Origin of the sequence: Edaphobacillus lindanitolerans (assembly GCF_900156305.1) — a bacterium.
Classification (GTDB): Bacteria; Bacillota; Bacilli; order Bacillales_A; family Planococcaceae; genus Bhargavaea; species Bhargavaea lindanitolerans.
On sequence record NZ_FTPL01000001.1, the window covers coordinates 46,161 to 69,657 of the forward strand.

The window sequence follows — 23,497 nt, forward strand, 5'->3', positions numbered from 1 at the left end:
GAAACTCCTCTGTCTGTTTTACTGGGTTCATCATAACATTTTCAAAGGGCGTTGAGGACCTCCCCGGGATTTTGGACGGATCCGAAGACCATAAAAAGACCTTCCGCCGACGGCGGAAGGCCTTTGCCGATCTTATACGGTTGCCGGCCGGACCGGGAGGACCCGTTGGATGTCTTCCTTTGCGCGGCTGTCCTTCTCGTCGGTCAGCAGCAGGATTTCCCCGTGGTCGTCCGACGTGCGGATGAGCCGGCCGATGCCCTGGCGGAGCCTGAGCAGCATGTACGGCAGATCGATATCCACGTACGGGTCGCCTGCGAACCTGCGCTTCGCTTCGAAAAGCGGGTCGTCCGGCGGATACGGCATGTCATGGATCGCCACCCGGGTGAGGGCTTCTCCGGGGATGTCCAGTCCTTCCCACAGATGCCAGGAGCAGAGCGCCTGCGCTTTGCCGTCCTGGAAGTCCCGGACCAGTGCGGTCAGCGCACGGTCCCCTTCAAACAGAAAACGGGGATCGCCGGCTGTCTGCCGCCGGAAAGCTTCCATGGAGGCCTTCGAACGGAAGAGGACGAGCGTCTGGCCGCCGTTCTCCATCGAACGGAGAATTTCCGCCGCTTTGTCGGCAGGCTCCTCCATCCGGATCTGCATCACTTCTTCGTAATCGAACGGTGATTCGACCGAGAACGATTTGAAGTCATGGATTCCGAGAGAGTCGGCCAGGTAGGAGAAGTTGCCGCCGACCGACATCGTCGCCGAAGAGAAGATGACCGGAAGCTTTCCGGTAAAGAGCAGCTCTCCGAGCATGTCGGTGACCAGCCGGGGCATGATGACGAGTGTTTCGTCGCCGTTCTCATTTTCCAGCCAATCGACCGCTTCGCCCCCTTCGGTGAACAGCTTCATCGAATGAATGTACTGCTCAAGGTATTCTTCGGCGATTTTGAGGTCATAGTCCGGGATGACATACAGGTCTGCATCAAACACCAGTTCCTCAAGAATGTCGACGGCGAGCCGGACGGCCTGTGCGGCATCTGCTTCGATCTGCGCCGTCCGGCCGATTTTGCGCCGTTCTCCTTCCCCTTCTGCATGTTCATGGAGGGCGAGGAACAGGGCGGCATGGCAGTCGATGAGCCGCTCCATCAGGACGAGCGTCTTTTCACGGACGCCGTCGACCATGATGCGCGAGAGGACTGTGTCGAGCGTCCGTTCCTGCACCCGGTAGGTGAAGGCTTTCTGTGCCGCATATTCAAGGAGATGACCTTCATCAAATACGAGGACGGACGGCTCGGGCAGGAGCGGCAGCTGCTCCTGGCGGATCCGTGATTCCTTCGTCCACAGGTGTTCCATGTAGAAGTCCTGCGAGCAAATGATCAGGTCCGCCGCTTCCCGGTAGTGCGCCCGGTGCAGGGTCTGGCCGCAGCGGTTCCGGAGATCGCACGAGCTGCACTGCCAGAGCGGATGGTAATTGACGAGGCTCCAATCATCGTCGGATACGTCCGGGAACGATGACCGGTCTCCGTACGGTTCCAGCTTCATCATCGAAGAGTGGCCGTGCACATAGTCCGGCAGTTCACCGTCGATCCATTTAGCCGTTTCATTGCCTTTCCCGGCTTCATCGAGCCGCTTCAGGCACAAATATTGTTCGCGTGACTTCGCCAGCCGGACATCGACGGTCAGGCCGAGCGCCTGTTCCAGTTTTCCGATGTCGCCTGTTTCCTTCACGAGCTGATCGATGAGCGCTTCATCGGCACAGGCGATGATTGCCGGCTTGCCAGTATACCGGGCGTAGGCGACCGCGGGAAGCAGATAGGCGATCGTCTTCCCGGTGCCGACCCCCGCCTCTGCGAACAGGACCGATTTCTCCTTCAGCGCCTGGCCGATCTGGAACGCCATGAACACCTGCTCATCACGCAGATCGAACCCCTTCTCGGTCAGTTCGTCATACAATACATCGCCGATCCAGTCATCCATCGACTCAAAAAACGACCGGTCCCGGTCGAGCGCAAACGGAATCGCCTGTTTCATCGAAAGCCCCCTGTAAACGTAATGAAATGCACTTTTCCGGCAAGGTGCCGGAAAAATGCACAGTTTTTATACTATACCATGAAAAGTCCGGGGATGAAAGATAAACACGCGGAGCACCCGCACTTAGTGTATCCCGCTCAGCCACAAATCATTCCTGCCCGACCGTCCGTATTTACTTAGCGCAGTTCAATCGAGCCGGAGCGTGACGTCACCCCGGATATAGTTCGGATAGGCGAAGAAACGGACGGTGATCGGGTTGGCATAGTCGGTATCTGCGAATTCCATGTCGTTGTACGTAAAGGTGTCCCCTTTTCCGTCCGTGCTCCACATTCCCCCGCTTTTCTGGTCAACCGGTTTTCCGTTTGAATCGGTTGCTTCCATCAGATACCCGTATCCGAATTCCCCGCCGGTCCGGAGTTTGGTCTCGATCCGCCGAGGGGAGATTCCCGTCACTTCCAGCTTTCCGTCTGACGGTGTCTGGATGACTTTGCCGAGGCGGGTATCGATGATGAGCTTCTCGTTTTTGTCGATCGCCTGCATTTCATTCATCCGGAACACCATGAGTTCGGGTTTCTCAAAGTAGTTGCTCTGAAGGAAATAGATTTGGGTTCCGTCCTCCTCTTCCGTGGCAGACATTCCGTTCCTGATGCTGCTCCAGGTCTCCCCTTTGCCGTCCACGATCCGCATGTCTTCGAACTGAAGGATGTCCATCGTGTTCGCTTCGTCAAAATCAACCGCAACCTCCACCCGGAGAGGATGGATCGTGATGGACCGGATGATGATTTTCTGGCCCTCGACGATGACTGTCCGGTCCAGCGGAAAGACCTTCCCTTGTGCGACCGGCTTTTTGATCGAGAACGGCAGTCTGAAGTGATGGGATTCATCGTCCCGGATCTGCATTCTCACCTCAAATTCTGTCGTGCCGATCGGCAGGGGGTCTGCGAAATGATAGTCGATCAGCTGTTCACTCGTACGGGCATCGGCCGCGGCCGGGTAATTCCAGGAAATCCCCTGTGGCTCGATCAGTTTGCCGTCCGCATAGATTTCCGGGGTTTCAAACAACGGGTCCTTCAAGCCTGTTGCCGAGTCGACCGTGTAGGTGATCACCATCCCCGACTGATCCACGATGACGCCGTTCAGCGTGATTGTGATGTTTCCATCCGAGTCGGTTGCATGGACTTCCTCGTAATATTCATTGTCGATGATCGCCTTCATGCCCTTGTCGGACTGGATCATGTCCACAATGGCCGACATGCCCGGCAGGCTGGCTACCATATTGGCGAACGCCGGCGAGACGCGGACGGATGTCACGAAGGCGAGGAGCAGGACGGCAACGGCAGCCAAAGTGAAGACGGATTTGCGCGCTCTCTTCATCTTCTTTTCCGATTGGGCCACACCGGCCCGGATGGCATGACTGAGGGCCTTCTCAGGGATTTCCAGGTGATCGAGCGCATGTCGTTTTTGGGCCAGCTTCTTTTCTTCCTCTTCAAACATCCGCGTTGCCCCCTTTCCCGGTAAAGAATTCACGGAGCTGCCGGAGCGAATAATGAAGCCTCGACTTCACCGTGCCTTCCGGGATCTGCTCCAGTTCGGCGATTTCCCGGATTTTCATCTCCTCGAAATATTTCAGATGAATGAGCCGACGGGACTCGCCCGGAAGTGCCTCAAGCGCTTCGTCCAATTCAAACCGGTCGTACGCGTCGCGTGCCCCGGGATCCGGCAGCCGGTCCGATGATGGCTCCCTTCCCCTCCGCTTCAGCTCATCCTGGCAGTAGTTGATCATGATCCGGGTCAGCCACGTCTTGGCGAACGCCGGATTTTTCAGGCGCCGGACCGCCTTGTAGGCGCGGGCAGTCACTTCCTGGACCGCTTCAATCGAAGCATGCTGGTCCTTCAGAAAAGCGAATGCCGTCCGGTAAAGTGTTGCTTTGTGAAGTTCCATCAGTCGGATGAAGGCTTCCTGGTCCCCCTTCGCAGCCCGTGCTGCCCACTCCGTCTCTTCCATTCCCCTGCCACCTCCCCCGATTCTTGCTGTCTCTATTCATTAGACAGCGGGACGGCGGGAAAGTTCAAGGGGGTTTGGATTTATTTTTGGGGAGTTGGCAGTGTAGAGAGATTAAAGGAAAGTCACAAAAGAGCGACAGTGTGGGAGATGGATTTTCACTGACCATCAAAATTGGAATTTCATTAGGAGGGATACGGCGTGGTGAAGGGCTTCTGCACAAACGGGTAATATCAAAGATTCGATTTTGGCACGAATTCTACAGGCAAAATTGAAATTTGACGATTTGCATTCGGGCATCCGTCGGGGTCTAATGGCGGAAAAGGAGTGAGTTGAATGGCGAAGCGACCTTATCCACTGTTTTTGTATGCGACCGGGCGATTGCTGGCGCTCATGGATCCAGCAGACCCGATGAGGACGAGGATTTTGACAGAACAGACCACGACTTCATTCGGCCACCAAGGTGAAGTTCGCGCGGACCGCTATACCAGCAGGGCACCCTTCCCAGAAGGAACCATCATTCTTCATGATCTCCATCTGACCATTCCTGGCAATGAAACCGTCCAGATCGACACCCTCATTCTGACAACGACCATCGCCTATGTGATGGAAGTGAAAAATATATACGGTTGTCTGGAGCTTGAAGAAAATCCGGCCCGCCTGAAACGGACCGGCAGTGACGGGAAAATCCATTACTTCAGCTCCCCGCTGATCCAGCTTGATCTGGCGATCGATACCCTTTCATATTGGCTTTTCATGCATGATATCCCGCTTCCGGTGAAAGGTGCAGTCATCTTGGCGTCCAAAAATGTGGATGTCCGCTTTCCGGAGGGAACGCCAATCCACCTGGTGACCGAAATACCCTTTCTTCTAAAAAAAGAATTGAACGGCGACGCATCCGTGACCGATCAAACTCTCCGATGGGCAGCAGAGGCCATGAGAAGACAGGAAGAACGATTTCACCCCTATCCGCTCGCTCCTTATTTCCATGTTGCGACAGAGAAACTATCCGATGCCCCTCTCTGTAATCAATGCGCCGGCAGAATGCTATGCGGCGCTGCCAACCGAAAGGGCATTTGTCTTTCCTGCGGAAACCGACAGTGGATTCCTTTTGTCGAGAAACTGGTGGATTACTTTTTGATTCGCAGCAGCACATTGACGATCGAACAGGCACAAGGTTATTTAGGGGTGAGTAAATCCAAAGCCCAGGGTTTGCTGCGCTTCCCCCTTTTCACCAAGCACGGCAAATCTGTTGCCACTTGGTATCAGCTGAATTACTCAGCAGTGATTCTTGATGATGAAGGTAAATTAATCATCCCCGCTTTCTAGCCGATGGTGCGCGGAAGTCCAGGACTTTCAGGGCGCTTGCGGGCGATTCGGACCCGCTTCCCGGAGGACCTGCTTTTCGGACCCGCTTGGGGATATTTCTGACCCGCTTCGGCCCTTTTCGAATCCGCTTTCCGGAGGACCTCCTTTCCGAACCCGCTTGAGGGCAATTCGAACCCGCTTCGTACCTATTCGAATCCGCTTCCCGGAGGATCTGCTTTTCGAACCCGCTTGAGGGCAATTCGGACCCGCTTCGGCCCTATTCGAACCCGCTTCCCGGAGGACCTCCTTTCCGAACCCGTTTGGGGACATTTCGGACCCGCTTCGGCCCTTTTCGGACCCGCTTCCCGGATGACCTCCTTTCCGAACCCGCTTCCCAGGCCCAATTCCACCGCGTCACCCGCTCCCCAAAAGAAAAAACCGGGCATCCGCCCGGTTTCCCCAAACTTATTTCTTCCTCTGGCCCCAGAATTGATAGTAGTCAGTCCGGATGAAGCCGTTGAAGAGTTTTCGTTTCTTCGTTGCTTTGCGGCCCCACAGTTCTTCGAAATGTTCCATGGAGGAGAGCATGTAGACGGACCAGGTCGGGTAAGCCTCCATGGCCTGTCCCAGTGTGCGGATGGCCTCTTCCACTTCTTCGACTTCGCCGATGCGTTCACCGTACGGCGGGTTGGAGGCCATGACGCCGTTTTCCTTCAGCGTGGTGAAGTCGGCGGCCTGCATTTGCTTGAAGTCGATCAGCCCGGCAAATCCGGCTTCGGCGGCGTTGTCCTGGGCGATCTTGATCATGCGGTGGTCGATGTCGGTCCCGGTGATGTCGAGTTCGACATCGTAGTCGGCGACGGACTCCGCGTGTGCTCGGACGTCTTCCCAGATTTTCGGGTCCATCCACGGCCAGCCTTCGCTCACAAATTCACGGTTGTAGCCGGGGGCCATATTCTGGCCGATCATCGCGGCTTCAATGGCCAGCGTCCCGGATCCGCAGAATGGATCATGGAACGGGCGGTCGGGTGTCCATCTCGTCAGCTGGACGAGCGCGGCGGCCAGTGTTTCCTTCAAAGGTGCCTCCCCCTGTCCGACCCGGTAGCCGCGTTTGTGCAGGCCGGCGCCGCTCGTGTCGATGGTCAGCGTCGCGATGTCTTTCAGCATGGAAATTTCGAGTTTAAAGAGCGGTCCGGTTTCCGGCAGGATGCCGCGGCGGCCATAGGCCCCGTTCAGCCGTTCCACAATCGCTTTCTTGACGATCGCCTGACAGTCCCGGACACTGCCGAGCTGGGATTTCACCGATTTGCCCGCAACCGGGAACTCTGCGTCGACCGGCAGGAGATCCTCCCACGGCAGCGCTTTTGTCCCTTCGAACAACTGATCGAACGTTGTGGCCTTGAATTCCCCGAACACAATCTTCACCCGGTCCGCAACCCGCAGCCACAGATTCGTCCTGGCGATCGCCGTCTCGTCCCCTTCAAAATACACTTTCCCGTTTTCGACCGTCGGCTCATAGCCGAGCGCCTTCACTTCATCCGCCACCGGCTTTTCCAGTCCCATCGCGGTGGTGGCCACCAGCTTGAATGTCGTCATCCGATTCACCCTTCCGTGCGGGGCATGCCCGCCGAGTCTGCTGTATGTATCGTACAAAAGAAACGCTCCCCTGTCATGGAGAGCGTTCCGGAAAATTCATATGTACCGTCGCCATTCGGTAAGCCATGTTTTGTTCCTTCGTACTGTAGCGGCTCTCGCCTCGTACTCCGGCGGCAATCATCTATCTACAGGCAGCTGCCTGTCCCTTCCTCCGTTGGATTCCTTCAGAAGGATGCCCCTACCAAAATTTGGGTTTCTCACTCGAGGGGTTTACCGCGTTCCACCCGCACCGTTTCCGATGCGGCTACGTCACTGTGGCACTTTTCAGGGAGCCTCGGCCATATCCCTAAGGACTTAGGCGTTACTCCCGCCGTCAGACCCAGCGGGCCTGCCCCGGCTTATGACTTCGCCGGGCACGAACACTACGGCCGTCTCAGGTCCGTGTGAGCATGGACTTTCCTCTACAACCCGAAGTTGCAGCGATTGCCTGAATGGCGACTTTGGCAACACCCATCATATCACAGTGTGGCCTCGCTTTCAATTCGGCAGAAGAAGTTCCATTTACCGCTCAATTCGGCAAATCCGAATCCCCGCCGGCACAGCCGGGTTCCGGGAGTCAGTTCCCGTCGAGCTTGCTGCCGAACACATGGCGTTCCAGGTTGGACAGCCGTTTGAGGATGTCAAAGTTGGTCGTGCCCGCCTGCGGCTGAGGTGCGGCAGGGCGGCTGCTCAATTCTTCGATTTCTGCCTGCAGCCGGTGGTTCTCTTCTTGCAGGGCGGCAATCCGCTGGTTGAATGCTTCATAGTCCTGGATGATTTCATCGAGGAAATGATCGACCTCGTCGGGCTTGTAGCCGCGTACACCGGTCTTGAATTCATGCTCAAGGATTTTTTTGGCGGTCAGTTTAGTCTCCATCGTTCTCGTCCTTCCGTCTAGGCATGCTTTGCTCAAGTATAGCATATTTTGGTCCCCGGTGTTCATCCTTGTCGGAAGGCGGCGCAATTATGTCGGTTCATGCGCTTGCCCGGGAAATATTCGGTTTATTCCGGTGATTCCGCCGAGGCATGCCATCCTCATATTCGGCGCTGCTCCGGTCTCACGGTGCTTCACGGGCTCTGCCGGGAGAGCGGCCGGCACGGCCACAACGATTCCCCCGCACTTCCGACTCTACCATACACGTCCGATGGATGACGGGAAATCAACTGCCGGACTGTTTTTCTCTTTTGCTGCGGATGCGCGAAAGCCGTTTTTCAAACGCAGCCTTCCAGCGCTGTTTTTGTTTCGGCTTCAGCCTGTCCATTCCTTCCAGCAGCCCGATGGCCCGAAGACAGTTGATCTCGGCCTTCACGAGGTTGCCGAGCCGGTGTTCGTTCAGCTTGGCGATCTCTTCGAGCGCCTTCAGTGACATCGACTCATCGAGCTTTCCGGAGAATGCATGCTCGAACGCTTCCTCCGCATCCGGGTAGCGCCCTTCCCGCTTCAGCAGAAATCCGAGATGATAATGTGCCTCGTCGGTCTCGTCGAAGAAGAGGTCGGTCACTTCCTCGAGCACTTCGCGGCTCCGGCCATAGGCCTTGAGGTCTCCGAACCACTTCCCGATGTTCGTGTGCGGCAACGGGGTCGGCTCCTCGTTTCCTTTCATGAGCAGGGAGGTCAGCCGGACGAACAGGGTGACGAGCGACAGCAGATCCCACTCATTGTGCCGGAGAACGCCCAGGAGCAGATCGGGACTGCCGCTCTTCACGGCGTCCGTATAAATGATCGGTGCAAGAAAGCCGGGAATGTCGTCCTCCCGCCGGAATCCGAGGATTTCCTCTTCGATCGACTTCAGCGAGAAGCTCTTGAGGCCGCCTTTCCAGATCCGCCGGGTCCCCTGCAGGAGATCGATGTGATCCGGATCCCCGAGCTTCGGCAAATGCTCCCGGCACATCGTCCAGCGGGTTTTCAGCTGCGGCCAGTCAAAGCTTTTCCCGTTATAGGTCACCACGGTAAAACCGGGCTTCCAAAGACCCGTCTCATAAAGGAAGGCCGTCTCATGCGCAGGTCCTGCCAGCACATACTGGTCGAGGACGAACTCCCCATCCCGGACCGACAGCAGGCCGGCCATGAAGATCAGCGAGCCCGTCCCCTTCAGCCCGGTGGTCTCTGTATCGAAAAACAGCAGCCTCCGGACATCCCCTTCTGCAAATGGATGGATGCCGTCAGATCCGGCCCAGACGCCGGCCGCTTCCTCCAGTTCCCCGAGCGGAGAAGTGCCGTGCACCGTTTCCGGCGAATACCGGACGGTCCTGAGGAACACCGTGCCGAATTGATTGTCGATCCGCTCAAGTCCTGCCTCCTGCCAACGCCCGGCGTATTCCGGGGCATCCGGCTTTTGGAAAGCCGTTTCCCTCGCCTGTGTTTCGGGCGCCTTCTTCTTCAGCATCTTCTTCATCTGCATCAGCTTGTTTTCATAGGACATGTCGCTTCACCCCGACAGTTTCCCGAGCAGCTCGGTGACGCGCCGCTTCACGCGGCCTCCGGATTCCTGGGCACCGATGCAGACCGGGCAGCCGGATTCGCACGGACATGCCTCGACGTGCTGCGCGGTGCGGGCGAGAAGGTTCTCCCACATGCCATGCACCCGCTTGGACAGTCCGATTCCACCCGGCGTGCTGTCATAGACGAAGAAGGTCGGCATGCCCGTGTGGACCGCCTTCACCTGCGGAACGACATGGATATCCGCCCGGTCGCACGAAACGAACAGCGGGATGAAAGAATGCATTGCATAGGCCGCGCCGGTCATCGTGTCGGTCAGGTCCGACTCGCTCCAGTCCGCCGGCCGGTCGAACGACAGCCAGGCGGAGGAAGTATGCATTTCCTCGGCCGGAAGCGTGATCGGCCCCGACCCGATGTTGTCATGCGTGTCAAACCGGATTTTCTTGAAGATCGTCGGCATGGCGAGAACCGCGATGTCTCCGAATGAAGCGGTCCTACCTGCCAGGCTTTCCGTTTCATCCTCGCTGATCACCTTCAGCTCGACGGCCAGGTTTGCGTCGGTGAAGTAATCGACGTCGACTTCGCGCACATAGGCCTTCTTTTCTTCCCAGTCGAGTTCCTCGACCTGGTACTGTGTGCCCTGGTGGATGTAGATCGCCTCTTCATGGAGGAGCGTCATCGCAGAAAACCGGTCCATCTCGCCGATGACGGTCGTGTCGCGTGGAACCGACTTGTCGATGATGATGACGTTCTCCTGCGATGCGGACCGCAGGCTGACTTCGCTCGCCGGAAACCGTTCGCTCATCCAGTGCCATTTGCCGCCGGCTTCCACGAGGATCCCTTCTTCCGCCAGGTAGGCGAGCAGCTCCTGGACTTCAAATTCTCCATATGGTTCATCAAGCCGGAACGGCAGTTCGAACGACGCACATTTCAGGTGATCCATCAATATGAGTAGATTGTCCGGATGGATCCTCGCCTCTTCCGGGGATTGTCCGAACAGGTAGTCCGGATGCTCGATTACATACTGATCGAGGGGCATCGACTGGGCGACGTAGATGATGAGCGCCTCTTCCTGCCGGCGGCCGGCTCGGCCAGCCTGTTGCCATGCGCTCGCAATGTTTCCGGGATAGCCGGTCATGATGCACGCCTGGAGCTGGCCGATATCGACTCCGAGCTCAAGTGCATTTGTCGAGACGACCGTCCGGATCTCGCCGCTGCGCAGGCCCCTTTCGATCTCCCGACGCTCCGACGGCAGATAGCCGCCCCGGTAGCCGCGGATTGTTTTGTCGGTCAGTTTCTTTTTTGTCATTTCCTTCATGTACGTGACGATCATTTCCACGCGCACCCGGCTTTTTGCGAAGACGATGGTCTGCACTTCTTCCTCATAGAGCCGTCTGGCAAGGTCACGGACTTCAAGGACGGCCGAGCGCCGGATGCCGAATGTCTGGTGGGTGACGGGCGGGTTGTAGAAGATGAAGTGCTTCTTCCCTGCCGGAGCGCCGTTGTCTGCGATGAGCGCCATCTCCCGGTTTGCGAGCTCTTCGGCGAGTTCCTTCGGGTTCGCAATCGTGGCGGACGTGCAGATGATGACCGGATCGCTGCCGTAGTAACGGGCGATCCTGATGAGACGGCGGAGCACATGGGCGACATGGCTGCCGAAAACCCCTTTATACGTATGCAGTTCATCGATGACGATATACTTCAGGTTCTCGAACAGCGAGACCCATTTCGTGTGATGGGGCAGGATGCCCGAGTGGAGCATGTCCGGATTCGTCATGATGATGTGCCCGGACTTCCTCACTTTCTGGCGGATGCCCGGGCTCGTGTCTCCGTCATACGTATGGCTCAGGATGTCCTCTCCGCTCGCTTCGATGAGACTGTGGAGATCCGCCATCTGATCCTGGGCCAGCGCTTTTGTCGGGAACAGGTAGAGTGAGCGGGCCGCCCGGTCTTCCAGCACGGACTGGAGGACCGGCAGATGATAGCAGAGCGATTTGCCGGACGCGGTCGGCGTGACGGCTGTGATGGAACGGCCGGAGGTCGCCAGGTCGAACGCCTCCCGCTGGTGGGTGTAGAGCGAGCCGATCCCGCGCGATTCCAGCGCCTTGCGGATCGACGGATGGAGGTTCTCCGGGAAGGATGCATAGCGGGCCTCCTTTCCCTCGATCACCCGATGGTGCATGATCCGGTCCTTCATCCCGGGATCGGCCAGCCATTCATTGACGAGTTCACTGATCGTCTTGCGTTTTTTCAGCAATTCCATCTGATTGCCCCTCCTTCAGCGCCTCGAGGATGATCTTCAGCGTGTATTGGACGGATTGGATCGACTGGTAAAACCGTTTTTTTCCGGTTGCTTTATAAAAAGACTGCACGACGAACTGGGTCATCATATCGGCCGCGTTCTCGATCTGCGGCAAATGGATGTGCCTCGGCCGTTCCTCCCTGATCCAGCCCTCCGCCTGCGACTTCCATTCGGCGATGAGCAAGTGCACCTCGTCCGCGTACGGCTTCACTTCTTCGTAAAAGTCCGGCTCCCGGTCCTCTTCGCGCATGAGGGTGTGCCTCGGCCTGCATTTCGCACATTCGTCCAGCAGCAGGACCGTCAGTTCTTGTATGTTCATCTCATTGTCTTCCTTTATAGTTGGTTTTCTTTATCCTATCAAATATTATCGTTCCGGACCACTTGAAGGGAAACAGATGTTCCTCGGAACCCCGGTTTTTGGCAGGAGGATTCCTTGCTTGATCGGCAACCTCCGATGCGGCCGGCCGTCTATATAGTATGGTATGATGTTGAGATGCGAGGTGATAGAAATGGCAATCCGTTATCCGGGAGGGAGAAGATACTCTCCCCCGGAGCAGCCGAAGAACAAGGTCCCGAAAAAGGACTACTCATTCAGCAACCGGGGTAAGACATTGGAGGACGAGCTGGATGAGTCCAATGCATTCTACCTGGCAAACAAGATTGCGGTCATCCACAAAAAACCGGTGCCCGTCCAGGTCGTCAAGGTCGATTATCCGTCGCGCAGCGCGGCGGTGATCCGGGAGGCGTACTTCAAGACACCGTCGACAACAGACTATAACGGCATTTACAACGGCCGTCATATCGATTTTGATGCGAAAGAGACGGGCATTGCCACATCATTTCCGCTGAAGAACATCCATGCGCACCAGGTGGAGCATATGAAGAGCGTCACCGAACAGGGAGGCACCGCATTCCTGATCGTCAAATTTACGGTGTCCGGGCGCTACTTTGCAGTGCCGTTCGACTTGGTTGAACGCGCATGGGAACGAATGGAAAGCGGCGGGAGGAAATCCATCCCGCTGGCCGAACTGGAGGAGGAAGCCGTCGAATTTAAGGCAGGCTACCTTCCGCGGCTCGATTATCTGAAAGCCGTGTCCCGGTTCGGCATTTCCTGAGCATGAAGAAAGAGAGGACATATTATGAGTGATCATATTCCATCACGGACCGAACGGAGGAAGCAACAGGAGCTTGATAAAAAGGCGGGCTCGAAAAAGGGCCGGAAACCCGGCGGAAAGAAGAAAAAGCCGCTTCTGAGGCGGATCATTTCCGCCATTGTCCTGCTTGGCGTCATCTTTTTCGTCGCGGGCGCGGCGCTGTTCACCTATTATGCGGCATCCGCCCCGAAACTTGACGAGGAGTCGCTCAAAGATCCGCTGTCTTCGGAGCTGTATGCGATGGGCTCGGATGAACCGTTCATGACGCTCGGCGCACAGAACCGGGAATACGTCGAGTATGAAGATATTCCGGACGAGATGAGAGAGGCGATCCTCGCGACGGAGGACGTCCGGTTCTTCAAGCACCACGGCATCGACTTCTGGCGCCTCGGCGGTGCGGTCCTTGCGAACTTCCGCGACGGTTTCGGCTCGCAGGGGGCCAGCACCATCACCCAGCAGGTCATCAAGAACTCATTTTTACAAAACGAGAAGACGCTCAAACGGAAAGCCCAGGAAGCCTGGCTTGCCTTCCAGCTTGAGCGGAAGTACAGCAAAGAAGAAATCTTTGAGATGTATTTCAATAAAGTCCTCATGTCGGGCAACATCTACGGGATGGGAACGGCCGCGGATTCCTTCTACGGCAAAGAGCCGGCGGATCTCTCGCTGAACGAAATGGCGCTTCTCGCCGGCATGCCGCAGAGCCCGAACCGCTATAATCCGTACAATCATCCCGAGCGGGCCGAGAAGCGGCGCAACATCGTGCTCGGCCTGATGGTCCAGCACGGCAAAATCACCCAGGCGCAGGCCGACGAAGCCAAATCCGTCCCGATTACGGAAGGCCTCGTCCCGCCCGAACAGCGGAAACAGCATAATACCGGTCAGTATGCGGCCTTCGTGGACCTGATCTCCGCCGAGCTGGAAGATCATGATCTGTCCATCTCCGACGGCCTCAAGATCTATACGACCCTCGATCCTGCGGCACAGGAGAAAGTCGAGCAGACAATCGCTTTGGATAACATGCCTTCCGAAAACCTGCTCACGGGCGTGGCGGTTGTCGATACGAAAACCGGCGCGGTCCGGGCCGTCGGCGGCGGGCCGGAATTTGTTCCGACGGGCAACAACTATGCGAAGAAAAGACAGGACCTCGGATCCACGGTCAAACCGATCCTCGACTACGGTCCTGCCATCGAGTATTTGAACTGGTCGACCGGACAGACCGTCGATGACAAGCGACGCACATACAAGGGAAGCGACCAGGTGATCCGGAACGCCAACGGGAAATACCTCGGCAAGATGACGATGCGCAAGGCGCTCTACATGTCCCAGAACGTCCCCGCCATCTCGACATTCGAAGAAGTCGGTGCGGGCCGGGCATCAGAATTTGCGGGCAATCTCGGCATTGAGGCCGACAAGCCGAATTCGTCGAGTGCCATCGGGGGCGGCGTGGCCTCCTCGCCGCTCGAGCTCGCCGGCGCCTATGCATCCTTCGGCAACGGCGGGATGTATACGAAGCCGTACACGATCGATAAAGTCGTCCTCCGCGACGGCAAGACCGAGCGCAGCCTGAAGCCGAAGCCGGTCAGCGCGATGAAGGACTCGACGGCATATATGATCACGGACATGCTCCGTGATGTCGTAAAGAACCCTCAGGGCAGCGGCTATACCTATGTCCGGAGCGGCGGCCTCGATGTCGCCGGCAAAACAGGCACGACCAACTACGACAGCAAAACACTCCAGGAAGTACCGATGGGCAGGGACGGATTCGCCGTTCCATCCAGCTGGTTCGTCGGCTACACGCCTGAATATTCGATAGCGGTCTGGGCCGGCAAAAAGAGCTACAAGGACCCGATCGGCACATGGGATGAACGGTCTTATCCACAGCGGGCCTTCTCCGATATCATGATCGACCTAGCGCAGCGCACCGACAATACGACGTTCAAGAAACCGAAATCTGTCGTAGAAGGAACCATCGTCGTCGGCTCGGATCCCCTCCGGCTTGCGGGATCGGGCACGCCTTCAAGCAAGAAGAGCACCGAACTGTTCGTCCGCGGCCATGAACCGAAGAAAGCGGCGAAGCCGGAAAAAGAAGAGAAGGAAGAAACCGGCCTTGCTGCTCCGACCGGGCTCAAAGCCGACTATGATGCCGGACAGAACCTCGTCAATCTGAACTGGAAGCACAAAGCACCGGATGATGCGGACGGCAAGGTTCAGTTCACGGTATCCTACAGTGTCGACGGCGGCAGCGCCAATACACTGACGACGACGTCCGAGAAGAACGCATCTGCGACGGGCATTGAACCGGGCCGAACCTACACGTTCTCGGTGGTGGCGGTGCTCGACGGCGAGACAAGTGAGCCGGCCACCGTCTCTCTCCAGGTCGGTGAACAGGCCGAACCTGACGAGGAAGAACCGGAAGAAGTGGAGCCGGATGAGAACGAAAACGGTAACGGCGGCCAGGAAAATCCGGATGAGGAAGACCAGAACGGCAACGAAGATCAGCAAAACGGAAACCAGAATGGCAATAACAACGGCAACGGCAACAACCAGGGCGTCCCTCCCGGGAACAATCAGGGGGGCGGAGGAAATAACTCCGGCGGCGGCAATCCTGGTTCCGGCCAGGGCGGCGGCGGACAAGGCGGCAACCCGGGCAGTGGTAACGGCAACGGAAACCCGGACGGTGATCAAGGCGGCAATCCGGACGGCGGAACGGGCGGCACCGCTGATCCGGGCGGTACGGGCGGCACCGGCGGACAAGACTCCGGAGACTGACATGGATTGACTGCAAACATAAAGCCGGCAGGCACGGGATCACCCCCGGCCTGCCGGCTTTTTCATGTTCTTTTCGTTTCGCATTGATGATCGGACGATGGCGGGATCCGATCATTCCGGTCAGCCCCGGAATCCATCATGTTCCTCACTCCCCGACTTCGAGCGTATCCCCTTTGCGGATGCCCATCCGCTTGCGGCCTTCCCGGCAGAGGGAGAGAAGTGGGCAGATCTCACATTGCGGATTCTGCGCCTTGCAGTGATACCGGCCGAAGAAGATGAGCCGGTGATGGGTCTTGGACCACTCTTCTTTCGGTGTCCAGCGCATGATTTTCTCTTCGACTTGGAGCGGCGTGTCTTTCCAGCGGTTCATGCCGAGTCGCTTGGCCACACGCTCCACATGGGTGTCGACGGCAAGTGCCGGCACATCGTAGGCAACGGAGACGACGACGTTCGCCGTCTTCCGGCCGACCCCCGGCAGCGTCGTCAGCATGTCCCGGTCAGCCGGCACTTCCCCGCCGAACTGTTCGATGAGCAGCCGGCTCATCGCCTGGATGTTTTTTGCTTTGTTCCGGAACAGGCCGATCGACCGGATGTCATTCTGCAGTTCCTCAAGCGGAACGGCCAGATAGTCTTCCGGCCTCTTATATTTCCGGAACAGATCCTTCGTCACTTTATTCACAAGGACATCGGTGCACTGCGCAGACAGGAGCGTGGCGACGAGCAGTTCGAACGGATTGTCATGGACCAGCTCGCAATGGGCGTCCGGGAACATTTCACCGATCTCTTGCAGACAGAATTCCCACTGGGTTTTCGTGAGCATATCAAATTCCTTTCCAAAACGGCCGGACCGCGATAAATGGGCGGTCCGGCCGTTTCATTATAATTTGGACAGTGGCCAAATGCCGGACGGGGAGGGACGCTGCTGCGCCTCCCCTTATGTGCGGCCGGCAGGCCCGGATGCAGAGTCCGTTAAAAAGAATAAGTTCAATTGCGGTCTTCAAGCCAATTGTAGAACGGGACTTTCGGGGCGGATTCTTCCGCCTGGTGCTGATGTGCCGGACGGGGCGCTCCGGAACCGACACGGAACCGGCGCGCTTCCTCTTCCGCATCGGACACGGTCCGCACGTTCTTCTTTTTCCATTCGAACAAGATCCGGTCGACGTAGCGGAGGCTCACTTTGCGTGCGATGACCGCCTCGCGCAGGGCCGCTTTGATGAGATCGGGCGAATGCCCGTCCACATCAAACCACATGGAGATCGTCTCGCATTCCATCGGGGACAGCAGCCGTCCGAACTCCTGCTCGAAGATGGCGAAAATCTCCCCTTCTTCCGCCTGTCGGTCAGCCTGGGCCTGTCCGTCGCACAGAAGAATCTCCTGGTCGATGAGCCGGTTCCAGAGCGGATGAAGCGAATAGGCCTCGCTCAGCCGTCCGTCTTCATCCATCGTCCGTTCAATCGACAGGAAGCCGGCCTGCATGAGCCGCTGAAGGCCCGAGCCGATCTCCTCTTCCGGGATGCACATGCGGCCCGCGATATCCGAAGGCCCGGGAAGCCCGCTGCCGTCCTCGGCAAACGACATCAGCTGGAGAACGAGCATCGCATCCGTGTCCCGGATGCCAAGCTGTTTATAGGAGCGAAAAAAGAGCTGGGAAATGTGGACATTTCCCCGCTCCATCCAAATCCGGAGCCGATCCTGACTGTTCACCGAATCAACCTCCTTCGCCTTCATCATGGGTACAGCCTGTTCAGGAGACGAGGGAACGGAATGGATTCCCGGACGTGCTCTGCACCGCTGATCCAGGCAACCGTCCGCTCAAGGCCGAGGCCGAATCCGGAATGCGGCACGGCGCCCTGTTTCGACAGTTCGAGATACCAGGCGTATGCTTCCGGATCGAGATTGTGCTCCTCGATGCGCTGCTTCATCAGATCATAGTTATGGATCCGTTCGGAACCGCCGATGATCTCCCCGTAGCCTTCCGGCGCGATCAGGTCGGCACAAAGGACGACATCGTCACGGTCGGGATGCGGCTGCATATAGAACGGCTTGATCGCCGTCGGGTAGTTCACGATGAACACCGGTTTGTCATAGTGCTCCGCGATTGCCGTTTCATGAGGGGCGCCGAAGTCATCCCCCCATTGAATGTCATCAAACCCTTCCTTGTGGAGGAATTCGATCGCATCATCATAGGAAATGCGCGGGAACGGGGTCTTCACCTGTTCGAGTTTTGCCGTGTCGCGGCCGAGGACGCCGAGTTCAAGCCGGCAGTTCTTCAGCACGGATTGGACGACATGCTCGACATACTGTTCCTGGACTTCGAGCGATTCATCATGCTCGGTGAACGCCATCTCCGGTTCGATCATCCAGAACTCGATGAGGTGGCGGCGGGTTTTCGACTTTTCCGCCCGGAATGTCGGGCCGAACGAGAATACTTTACCGAGTGCCATGGCCGCGGCTTCCATGTAGAGCTGGCCGGACTGGGACAGATAGGCGTCCTCGTCGAAATACTTCGTGTGGAACAGTTCGGATGTCCCTTCCGGCGCCGAGCCGGTCAGGATCGGCGGATCGATCTTCGTGAATCCGCGTCCGTTGAAGAATTCATAGGTCGCACGGATGATCTCGTTCCGGATCTTCATGATGGCGTGCTGCTTTTTCGAGCGGAGCCAGAAATGGCGGTTGTCCATGAGGAACTCGGTCCCGTGCTCCTTTGGCGTGATCGGATAGTTGTCGGACTCGCCGATCACTTCGATGCCGGATACCTGGAGTTCATAGCCGAATGCGGACCGTTCGTCTTCGACGACCTTGCCCGTGACGTACATCGATGTTTCCTGATGGATCGCCTTCGCCGCTGCAAAAACGTCTTCCGGCACATCGGCCTTGACGACGACGCCCTGGACAAAGCCCGTCCCGTCGCGCAGCTGTAGGAAGGCAATCTTCCCGCTGGAGCGCTTGTTTGCAAGCCATGCACCGATGCGCACCGTCTCGCCGACGTGTTTCGGCATTTCACTGATTGTTATTTTATCCATTCCAAAAACCTCCGTGTGTCTTGAAATCAATCCTGCCAGCGCTTCTCGACGAATTCCCGGATGCGCCGGACCGCTTCCTTGAATAGACCGAGCTCTGTCGCGTAGCTGAGCCGGATCGTGTCCGGTGCGCCAAAGCCGGATCCCGGGATGACGGCGACGTTCGCTTCCTCCAGCAGTGCCTTGGCAAATTCGTCCGTGTTGCCGAATCCGGTTTTCCGGACGGCTTCCGTGACATCAGGCAGCAGGTAGAATGCGCCTTGCGGCTTCAGGAGCCGGAAGCCCGGTACTTCCGCGAGCAGCGGATAAACGGCTTCAAGCCGCTCCCCGAAGTCTTTTCTCATCATCTCGACTGCATCCTGCGGTCCTTCGTATGCCTCGATTGCGGCATACTGCGACGGCGTCGCCGGATTGGAGGTCGAATGGCTCGCGAGATCCGTCATCGGCTTGATGACCCGTTCATCGCCGCATGCATAGCCGATCCGCCATCCCGTCATCGAATGGGATTTCGAGACGCCGTTGATGACGATCGTGCGTTCCTTCGCATCCCCGGAAAGCTGCGCGACCGATGTGTGCGTTGCGCCGCCGTAGAGCAGCTTCTCGTAGATTTCGTCGGAGATGATCCAGATGTCCGCTTCCTTGCAGACCGAAGCGAGTTCCTTGAGCTCTTCCTCCGTATAAATCATGCCCGACGGGTTGCTCGGTGAATTCAGGATGAATGCCTTCGTCCTGTCGGTGATCGCCGATCTGAGCTGCTGTGCCGACACTTTGAAGTCCGTATCGACGGTCCCTTCGATGAAGACCGGCTTGCCGCCCGCGAGCTTCACCTGTTCCGGGTAGCTCACCCAGTACGGAATCGGGATGACGACCTCGTCGCCCGGATCCAGGATGACCTGGAACAGCGTATACAGCACATGCTTTGCCCCGACACCGACGATCACTTCGGACGGGCTGTATGTAAGTCCGTGGTCCCGCTGCATTTTGTTGATGATCGCCTGCTTGAGTTCCGGCAGGCCGCCGGAAGGGGTATACTTTGTCTTCCCTTCCTCCATCGACTTATACGCAGCTTCGATGATATTTTCCGGAGTGTTGAAATCCGGCTCGCCCGCTCCAAGGCCGATAACATCGATGCCGTCCTTTTTCATCGCCTTCGCCTTTGCGGTGATTGCGAGCGTGGTGGACGGAGTGAGACTTTCGGTGCGTGTTGCGAGTTTGCGGTTCATGCCGGTGTCCTCCTATAAATTCATGATTTTCTTCCAGACGGCGCCATCCTTGAACAGGATGTATACATAATTCAATTCATCTTCCTGGCCTGTGAAGGCAACTTCCCAGACCGGACCGGGCTCTGCCGGACCGAGTTGGATGTGCAGGACTTTCTTCACGTCCATCTCTTTCCTTGCGAGCGCCAGTGCATCCTTCGCCGAGATGCCGTCCGCCAGCCGGACGGAGGCAAGATCCCCGTCCGCTTTCTTGCCGTCGGGAACGAATACGGCCTTCGCCCGGCCGTCCTTGTCTTTGCCGAGAACGGTGATCGACGGCGTTTCCGCATTCATCGGATAGGTCTTGGACACTTCGGAAAGCTGCCCTTCGGAAACGGCCCGTTCCCCCGCGGCCTTTTCCGCCCTGTCGATCGGCTTGCCCGCCTGGTAAAAGATGATGACGCCGATCAGCGTGGTGAACGCGAGGAGGAAGATCACGATGAATCGGATCCAGTTTTTCATTGATTCACGTCCTATAAATCGTGAATACGGCGGTGTCTTGATCTTCCGGATCAAGAGCCAGACCGAACATCAGGTCGTCATGTTTCAGCGTCCGGTTGAGCGCATCGACGACTTTGTACAGATCCGGCTGGTACGCCAGTTTCACAGTGGTCAAGATTTCTATTTTGCTGTCCATGATTCGACCCGCTTTCTGCTGATCATACTCCGCCATTATACCAACTTTCCAACTCCAGTACCATATCGGCCAGGGCCACTTTTTCCATCGGGACGGCCGGGAGGGCCCTCAGGAACTCTTTCCCGTAGGATTTTTTCTCAATCCGCCGGTCAAGCACGATATACGCGCCCCGGTCCGAAGAGGAGCGGATCAGCCGGCCGAATCCCTGGCGGAACTTCAACAGCGCGGCCGGAAGCGACAACTCGGAGAACGGGTTCTTCCCTTCCGCCGCCATGACGGCCGCGCGTGCCCGGAAGACGGGATTGTCGGGTGAAGAGAATGGCAGGCGGACGACGATGACCGCCGCCAAGGCATCTCCCGGTGCGTCGACGCCTTCCCAGAAGCTGTCCGTCCCGAACAGCACCGAATTGCTGAAGCGCTGGAACGATTTTAGAAGCCGCATCCGGCTTCCCGGAGTGATTCCCTGCGCGATCAGCATATATTCGGCGAGCAGCTCGCTGTCGGAGATGAGTTCATAGGTTTTCCGGAGCATATCGTGTGACGTGAACAAGACAAAACAGCGGCCGCCCGTCGCAATGACCGTCTGCACGACGGCATCCGCCACCGCCTCGATATAGTCGAGCTGCGGGACGCTCAGGATGTCGGGCATGTCATTGACGACGTAAAGCTTCGCGCCCTCGTAGAAGCCGGGAGGCGCCTCGAATTTCTTCACCGGGACTTCTGCCCCCAGACCGAGCGAATCGGCGATGAACCGTTCTTTTCCGGGTAGCGTCATCGTTCCCGATGTCCAGACGATGCCGGTGCCGCGGAACCGGTCCGTCGATTGCCGGATGATCCCCGAAACGTCCGCCGGCTGCCGGACGATTTTGAGGCTGCCCGGAAGGCTTCTCATGTCCGCCTCTGCCCATGCGGCACCCCCGCTGTCCCAGACGCCGAACAGTTCCATCCAGCCGGCGGCATGGAGCGTGATCTCCCGCAGCCAGTGCTTCCATTCCGCGAGGAACCGGGCGTTCTCCTGCCTGGCCGAGTCGGGCGAGTTCCCAAACAGCCGCGTGCAGTCTCCGGCAAGGTCAAGCCAGTGGTACAGGCTCTCCCCCGCTTCCGTGCAGACCGGCAGAAGCGCCGTCATGTCCGTCAGCGTGAATACCTTCTTCTGCTCATGTGTCTTTTCATCGACCGACTGAATATATGCCTGGATTGCCCCAAAAGCACGGTCGAAAGAGTCCATCATCTCTTCGTATGCACGGCCCATCCTTGCAACTTCCCGGGCACCGGGCGATCCGGCCCCGTCGGAGGCATACGCGAACCGGTCATGGAGCAGGCCGTCGCCGGGCCGCCCGATCTGTCCGATCGTATATTTCCATTCCGTATAAGAAAAGATGATTTCCGCACGTGCCGTGGCGGCGGGCATGAACTGATGCGCTTCGTCGATCACCAGGCCGGAAATGTTCCCGAGCAGCGGCTCGAACCGGTCGGCGTCCGCGAGGAGCATCGCATGATTCGTCACGATGACGGTCGCTTTTTCCGCGGCCCGGACCGACCGGAGAAAGAAGTCCACTTTTTCGGTGTCCTGCCGCTCCGTCACAGAACGGTACTTTCGTATTTTGTCGATGAACAGGCTGCCGCCGCCCGAAACATTCAGTTCTTCCAGGTCGCCGGTTTCCGTTTCGGACAGCCAGACGAGCACCTGGAGCACCGCGAGCGTCTCATCATACGATTCATCTTCCGCCTCCAGGATGCCGGCGAACCGCTCAAGGTCGATGTAATGGTTCATTCCCTTCAGCAGGACGGCATTCACAGGCGTCCCGAGCGCTTCGGATACTTTTTCCGCTTCCCTGCCGATGATCTGTTCGGTGAGATGGTTCGTATAGGTGCTGATGACGGCGGGACGTCCGTCCGTCACCGCACAGACCGTGGCGGGCAGCAGATAGGCGAATGTCTTACCGATCCCGGTCGCTGCCTCGATCGCCGCTTCTCCCTTTCCGGCCAGCGTTTCATGCACCGCATCCATCATTGCCATCTGGGCCGGGCGCTCTTCGAAATGAGGGAACACCGTCTTGAGCAGTTCCCTCTTTTCCGTATCCGTAGCCGGATATGCAGCCTGTGACCGTACGGAGGCAACGGGGGCCGGGGACTTCATCGCCATTCCCCGCCAGACCGTATACCCCGAGTCCCCGGTCGCGGAACGTCTTTTCCTCAGCGCATCAAAGAATACCGGGCTGAGGTCGGTCTTCATCCGGAACGAGCGCTTATGAAGAGCGGACAGCGTCTCCTCCGGCAGCCCGTCAAGCCGCCTGAACAGATGAATGAGCAAATGTGCGGTCGCCGTCGCGTCCTCGACTGCCCGGTGCGCATTGTCGAGCACGATCCCGAAGTCGGCGGCGATGTCCTGCAGCTTGTAGCTGGCGGCAGACGGCCGGATGATCTTCGCCAGTTCGACCGTGTCGATCGACTGCCCGGCCCACTCCGGCTGTCCCGACCGGCGGAATTCCTGCTGTAGGAAAGGCAGGTCGAACGAAACATTGTGCGCGACAAACACGCAGCCGTCCAGCAGCTGCCGGATTTCCGCCGCCCGCTCCTCGAATTTGGGCGCCCCTTTCACGTCGCTGTCGGAAATGCCCGTCAGGCTGCAGATGAACGCAGGAATCCGTTTTTCCGGGTTGAGGAAGGTGGAATAAGTCTGGGTGATGACGTGGTCCTCCACGATCACGATTCCGATTTCAATGATTCTGTCGCCGTTTTTCGGTGAATTGCCGGTCGACTCCAGGTCGACGACGGCGTATTTCTTCCCTAGCATGTCCATCACTCACTGTCCGTCATGTCTTACCGAAATTGTACCACAACGACAACCTCACCGCCCCGGTCAGGAGGCTCCAAAAAGTCCACTGTGCATCACCGCAGCCGGGAAGTGCGATTGCGGGCAGGCCATCCGGATAGCGGTCATTCCGGCTT

At 57.8% G+C, this 23,497-nt stretch carries 18 protein-coding genes and 1 other RNA gene; 3 read left to right on the forward strand and 16 right to left on the reverse strand.

Annotation, left to right across the window (positions count from 1 at the left end; all coding sequences use genetic code 11):
* Window positions 1-132: 132 nt before the first annotated feature.
* The 3 genes from B0B07_RS00190 to B0B07_RS00200 form a co-directional block, all read right to left on the reverse strand.
* Window positions 133-2,019 carry an ATP-dependent DNA helicase gene (locus tag B0B07_RS00190; RefSeq protein ID WP_076756371.1) on the reverse strand — a complete coding sequence of 629 codons (1,887 nt, stop codon included), beginning with the start codon at window positions 2,017-2,019 and terminating at the stop codon, window positions 133-135.
* 186 nt (window positions 2,020-2,205) lie between these two features.
* Window positions 2,206-3,513 (reverse strand): DUF4179 domain-containing protein, encoded by a 1,308-nt coding sequence (locus tag B0B07_RS00195; RefSeq protein WP_076756372.1) that lies wholly within the window; start codon window positions 3,511-3,513, stop codon window positions 2,206-2,208.
* Window positions 3,506-4,024: a sigma-70 family RNA polymerase sigma factor gene (locus B0B07_RS00200; protein WP_076756373.1), complete on the reverse strand. Its 519-nt coding sequence runs from the start codon at window positions 4,022-4,024 to the stop codon at window positions 3,506-3,508. Before B0B07_RS00200 ends, B0B07_RS00195 begins: the two co-directional genes overlap by 8 nt.
* Before the next feature lie 333 nt (window positions 4,025-4,357).
* Here B0B07_RS00200 and B0B07_RS00205 point away from each other — a divergent pair, with 333 nt between their 5' ends.
* On the forward strand, window positions 4,358-5,350 hold the full coding sequence (locus tag B0B07_RS00205) for a nuclease-related domain-containing protein (RefSeq protein WP_076756374.1): 993 nt from the start codon (window positions 4,358-4,360) through the stop codon (window positions 5,348-5,350).
* A gap of 444 nt (window positions 5,351-5,794) precedes the next feature.
* Here B0B07_RS00205 and B0B07_RS00210 read toward each other — a convergent pair whose 3' ends face one another.
* From B0B07_RS00210 to B0B07_RS00235, 6 genes are all read right to left on the reverse strand, one after another.
* Window positions 5,795-6,925 carry a THUMP domain-containing class I SAM-dependent RNA methyltransferase gene (locus B0B07_RS00210; RefSeq protein ID WP_076756375.1) on the reverse strand — a complete coding sequence of 377 codons (1,131 nt, stop codon included), beginning with the start codon at window positions 6,923-6,925 and terminating at the stop codon, window positions 5,795-5,797.
* A 114-nt stretch (window positions 6,926-7,039) separates the two neighbouring features.
* An RNA gene (gene rnpB / locus B0B07_RS00215) (RNase P RNA component class B) lies at window positions 7,040-7,420 on the reverse strand.
* 121 nt (window positions 7,421-7,541) lie between these two features.
* Window positions 7,542-7,841: a cell division regulator GpsB gene (gene gpsB, locus B0B07_RS00220; RefSeq protein WP_076756376.1), complete on the reverse strand. Its 300-nt coding sequence runs from the start codon at window positions 7,839-7,841 to the stop codon at window positions 7,542-7,544.
* 283 nt (window positions 7,842-8,124) lie between these two features.
* Window positions 8,125-9,387 (reverse strand): ribonuclease H-like domain-containing protein, encoded by a 1,263-nt coding sequence (locus tag B0B07_RS00225; RefSeq protein ID WP_076756377.1) that lies wholly within the window; start codon window positions 9,385-9,387, stop codon window positions 8,125-8,127.
* A gap of 6 nt (window positions 9,388-9,393) precedes the next feature.
* Window positions 9,394-11,661 (reverse strand): DEAD/DEAH box helicase, encoded by a 2,268-nt coding sequence (locus B0B07_RS00230; protein ID WP_076757432.1) that lies wholly within the window; start codon window positions 11,659-11,661, stop codon window positions 9,394-9,396.
* Window positions 11,633-12,025, reverse strand: coding sequence for a YppE family protein (locus B0B07_RS00235; protein WP_076756378.1), 393 nt, complete (start codon window positions 12,023-12,025; stop codon window positions 11,633-11,635). Before B0B07_RS00235 ends, B0B07_RS00230 begins: the two co-directional genes overlap by 29 nt.
* 190 nt (window positions 12,026-12,215) lie before the next feature.
* Here B0B07_RS00235 and recU point away from each other — a divergent pair, with 190 nt between their 5' ends.
* The gene (recU, locus tag B0B07_RS00240; RefSeq protein ID WP_076756379.1) at window positions 12,216-12,821 is read left to right on the forward strand and encodes a Holliday junction resolvase RecU; all 606 of its coding nucleotides are present in this window, start codon (window positions 12,216-12,218) and stop codon (window positions 12,819-12,821) included.
* A 24-nt stretch (window positions 12,822-12,845) separates the two neighbouring features.
* The gene (locus tag B0B07_RS00245; RefSeq protein WP_076756380.1) at window positions 12,846-15,629 is read left to right on the forward strand and encodes a penicillin-binding protein 1A; all 2,784 of its coding nucleotides are present in this window, start codon (window positions 12,846-12,848) and stop codon (window positions 15,627-15,629) included.
* Between the two features lie 145 nt (window positions 15,630-15,774).
* Here B0B07_RS00245 and nth read toward each other — a convergent pair whose 3' ends face one another.
* From nth to dinG, 7 genes are all read right to left on the reverse strand, one after another.
* Window positions 15,775-16,449, reverse strand: a complete 675-nt coding sequence (gene nth / locus B0B07_RS00250; protein ID WP_076756381.1) for an endonuclease III — start codon at window positions 16,447-16,449, stop codon at window positions 15,775-15,777.
* Between the two features lie 164 nt (window positions 16,450-16,613).
* Window positions 16,614-17,333 (reverse strand): DnaD domain-containing protein, encoded by a 720-nt coding sequence (locus tag B0B07_RS00255; RefSeq protein ID WP_084186569.1) that lies wholly within the window; start codon window positions 17,331-17,333, stop codon window positions 16,614-16,616.
* Between the two features lie 23 nt (window positions 17,334-17,356).
* On the reverse strand, window positions 17,357-18,652 hold the full coding sequence (gene asnS, locus B0B07_RS00260) for an asparagine--tRNA ligase (protein WP_076756382.1): 1,296 nt from the start codon (window positions 18,650-18,652) through the stop codon (window positions 17,357-17,359).
* 26 nt (window positions 18,653-18,678) lie between these two features.
* The gene (locus B0B07_RS00265) at window positions 18,679-19,872 is read right to left on the reverse strand and encodes a pyridoxal phosphate-dependent aminotransferase (protein ID WP_076756383.1); all 1,194 of its coding nucleotides are present in this window, start codon (window positions 19,870-19,872) and stop codon (window positions 18,679-18,681) included.
* Window positions 19,873-19,884: 12 nt separating this feature from the next.
* Window positions 19,885-20,370: a cell wall elongation regulator TseB-like domain-containing protein gene (locus tag B0B07_RS00270; RefSeq protein WP_076756384.1), complete on the reverse strand. Its 486-nt coding sequence runs from the start codon at window positions 20,368-20,370 to the stop codon at window positions 19,885-19,887.
* 4 nt (window positions 20,371-20,374) lie between these two features.
* The gene (locus B0B07_RS00275; protein ID WP_076757434.1) at window positions 20,375-20,545 is read right to left on the reverse strand and encodes a YpmA family protein; all 171 of its coding nucleotides are present in this window, start codon (window positions 20,543-20,545) and stop codon (window positions 20,375-20,377) included.
* Window positions 20,546-20,567: 22 nt separating this feature from the next.
* Window positions 20,568-23,348 carry an ATP-dependent DNA helicase DinG gene (gene dinG, locus B0B07_RS00280; RefSeq protein ID WP_234982221.1) on the reverse strand — a complete coding sequence of 927 codons (2,781 nt, stop codon included), beginning with the start codon at window positions 23,346-23,348 and terminating at the stop codon, window positions 20,568-20,570.
* Window positions 23,349-23,497: the final 149 nt, after the last annotated feature.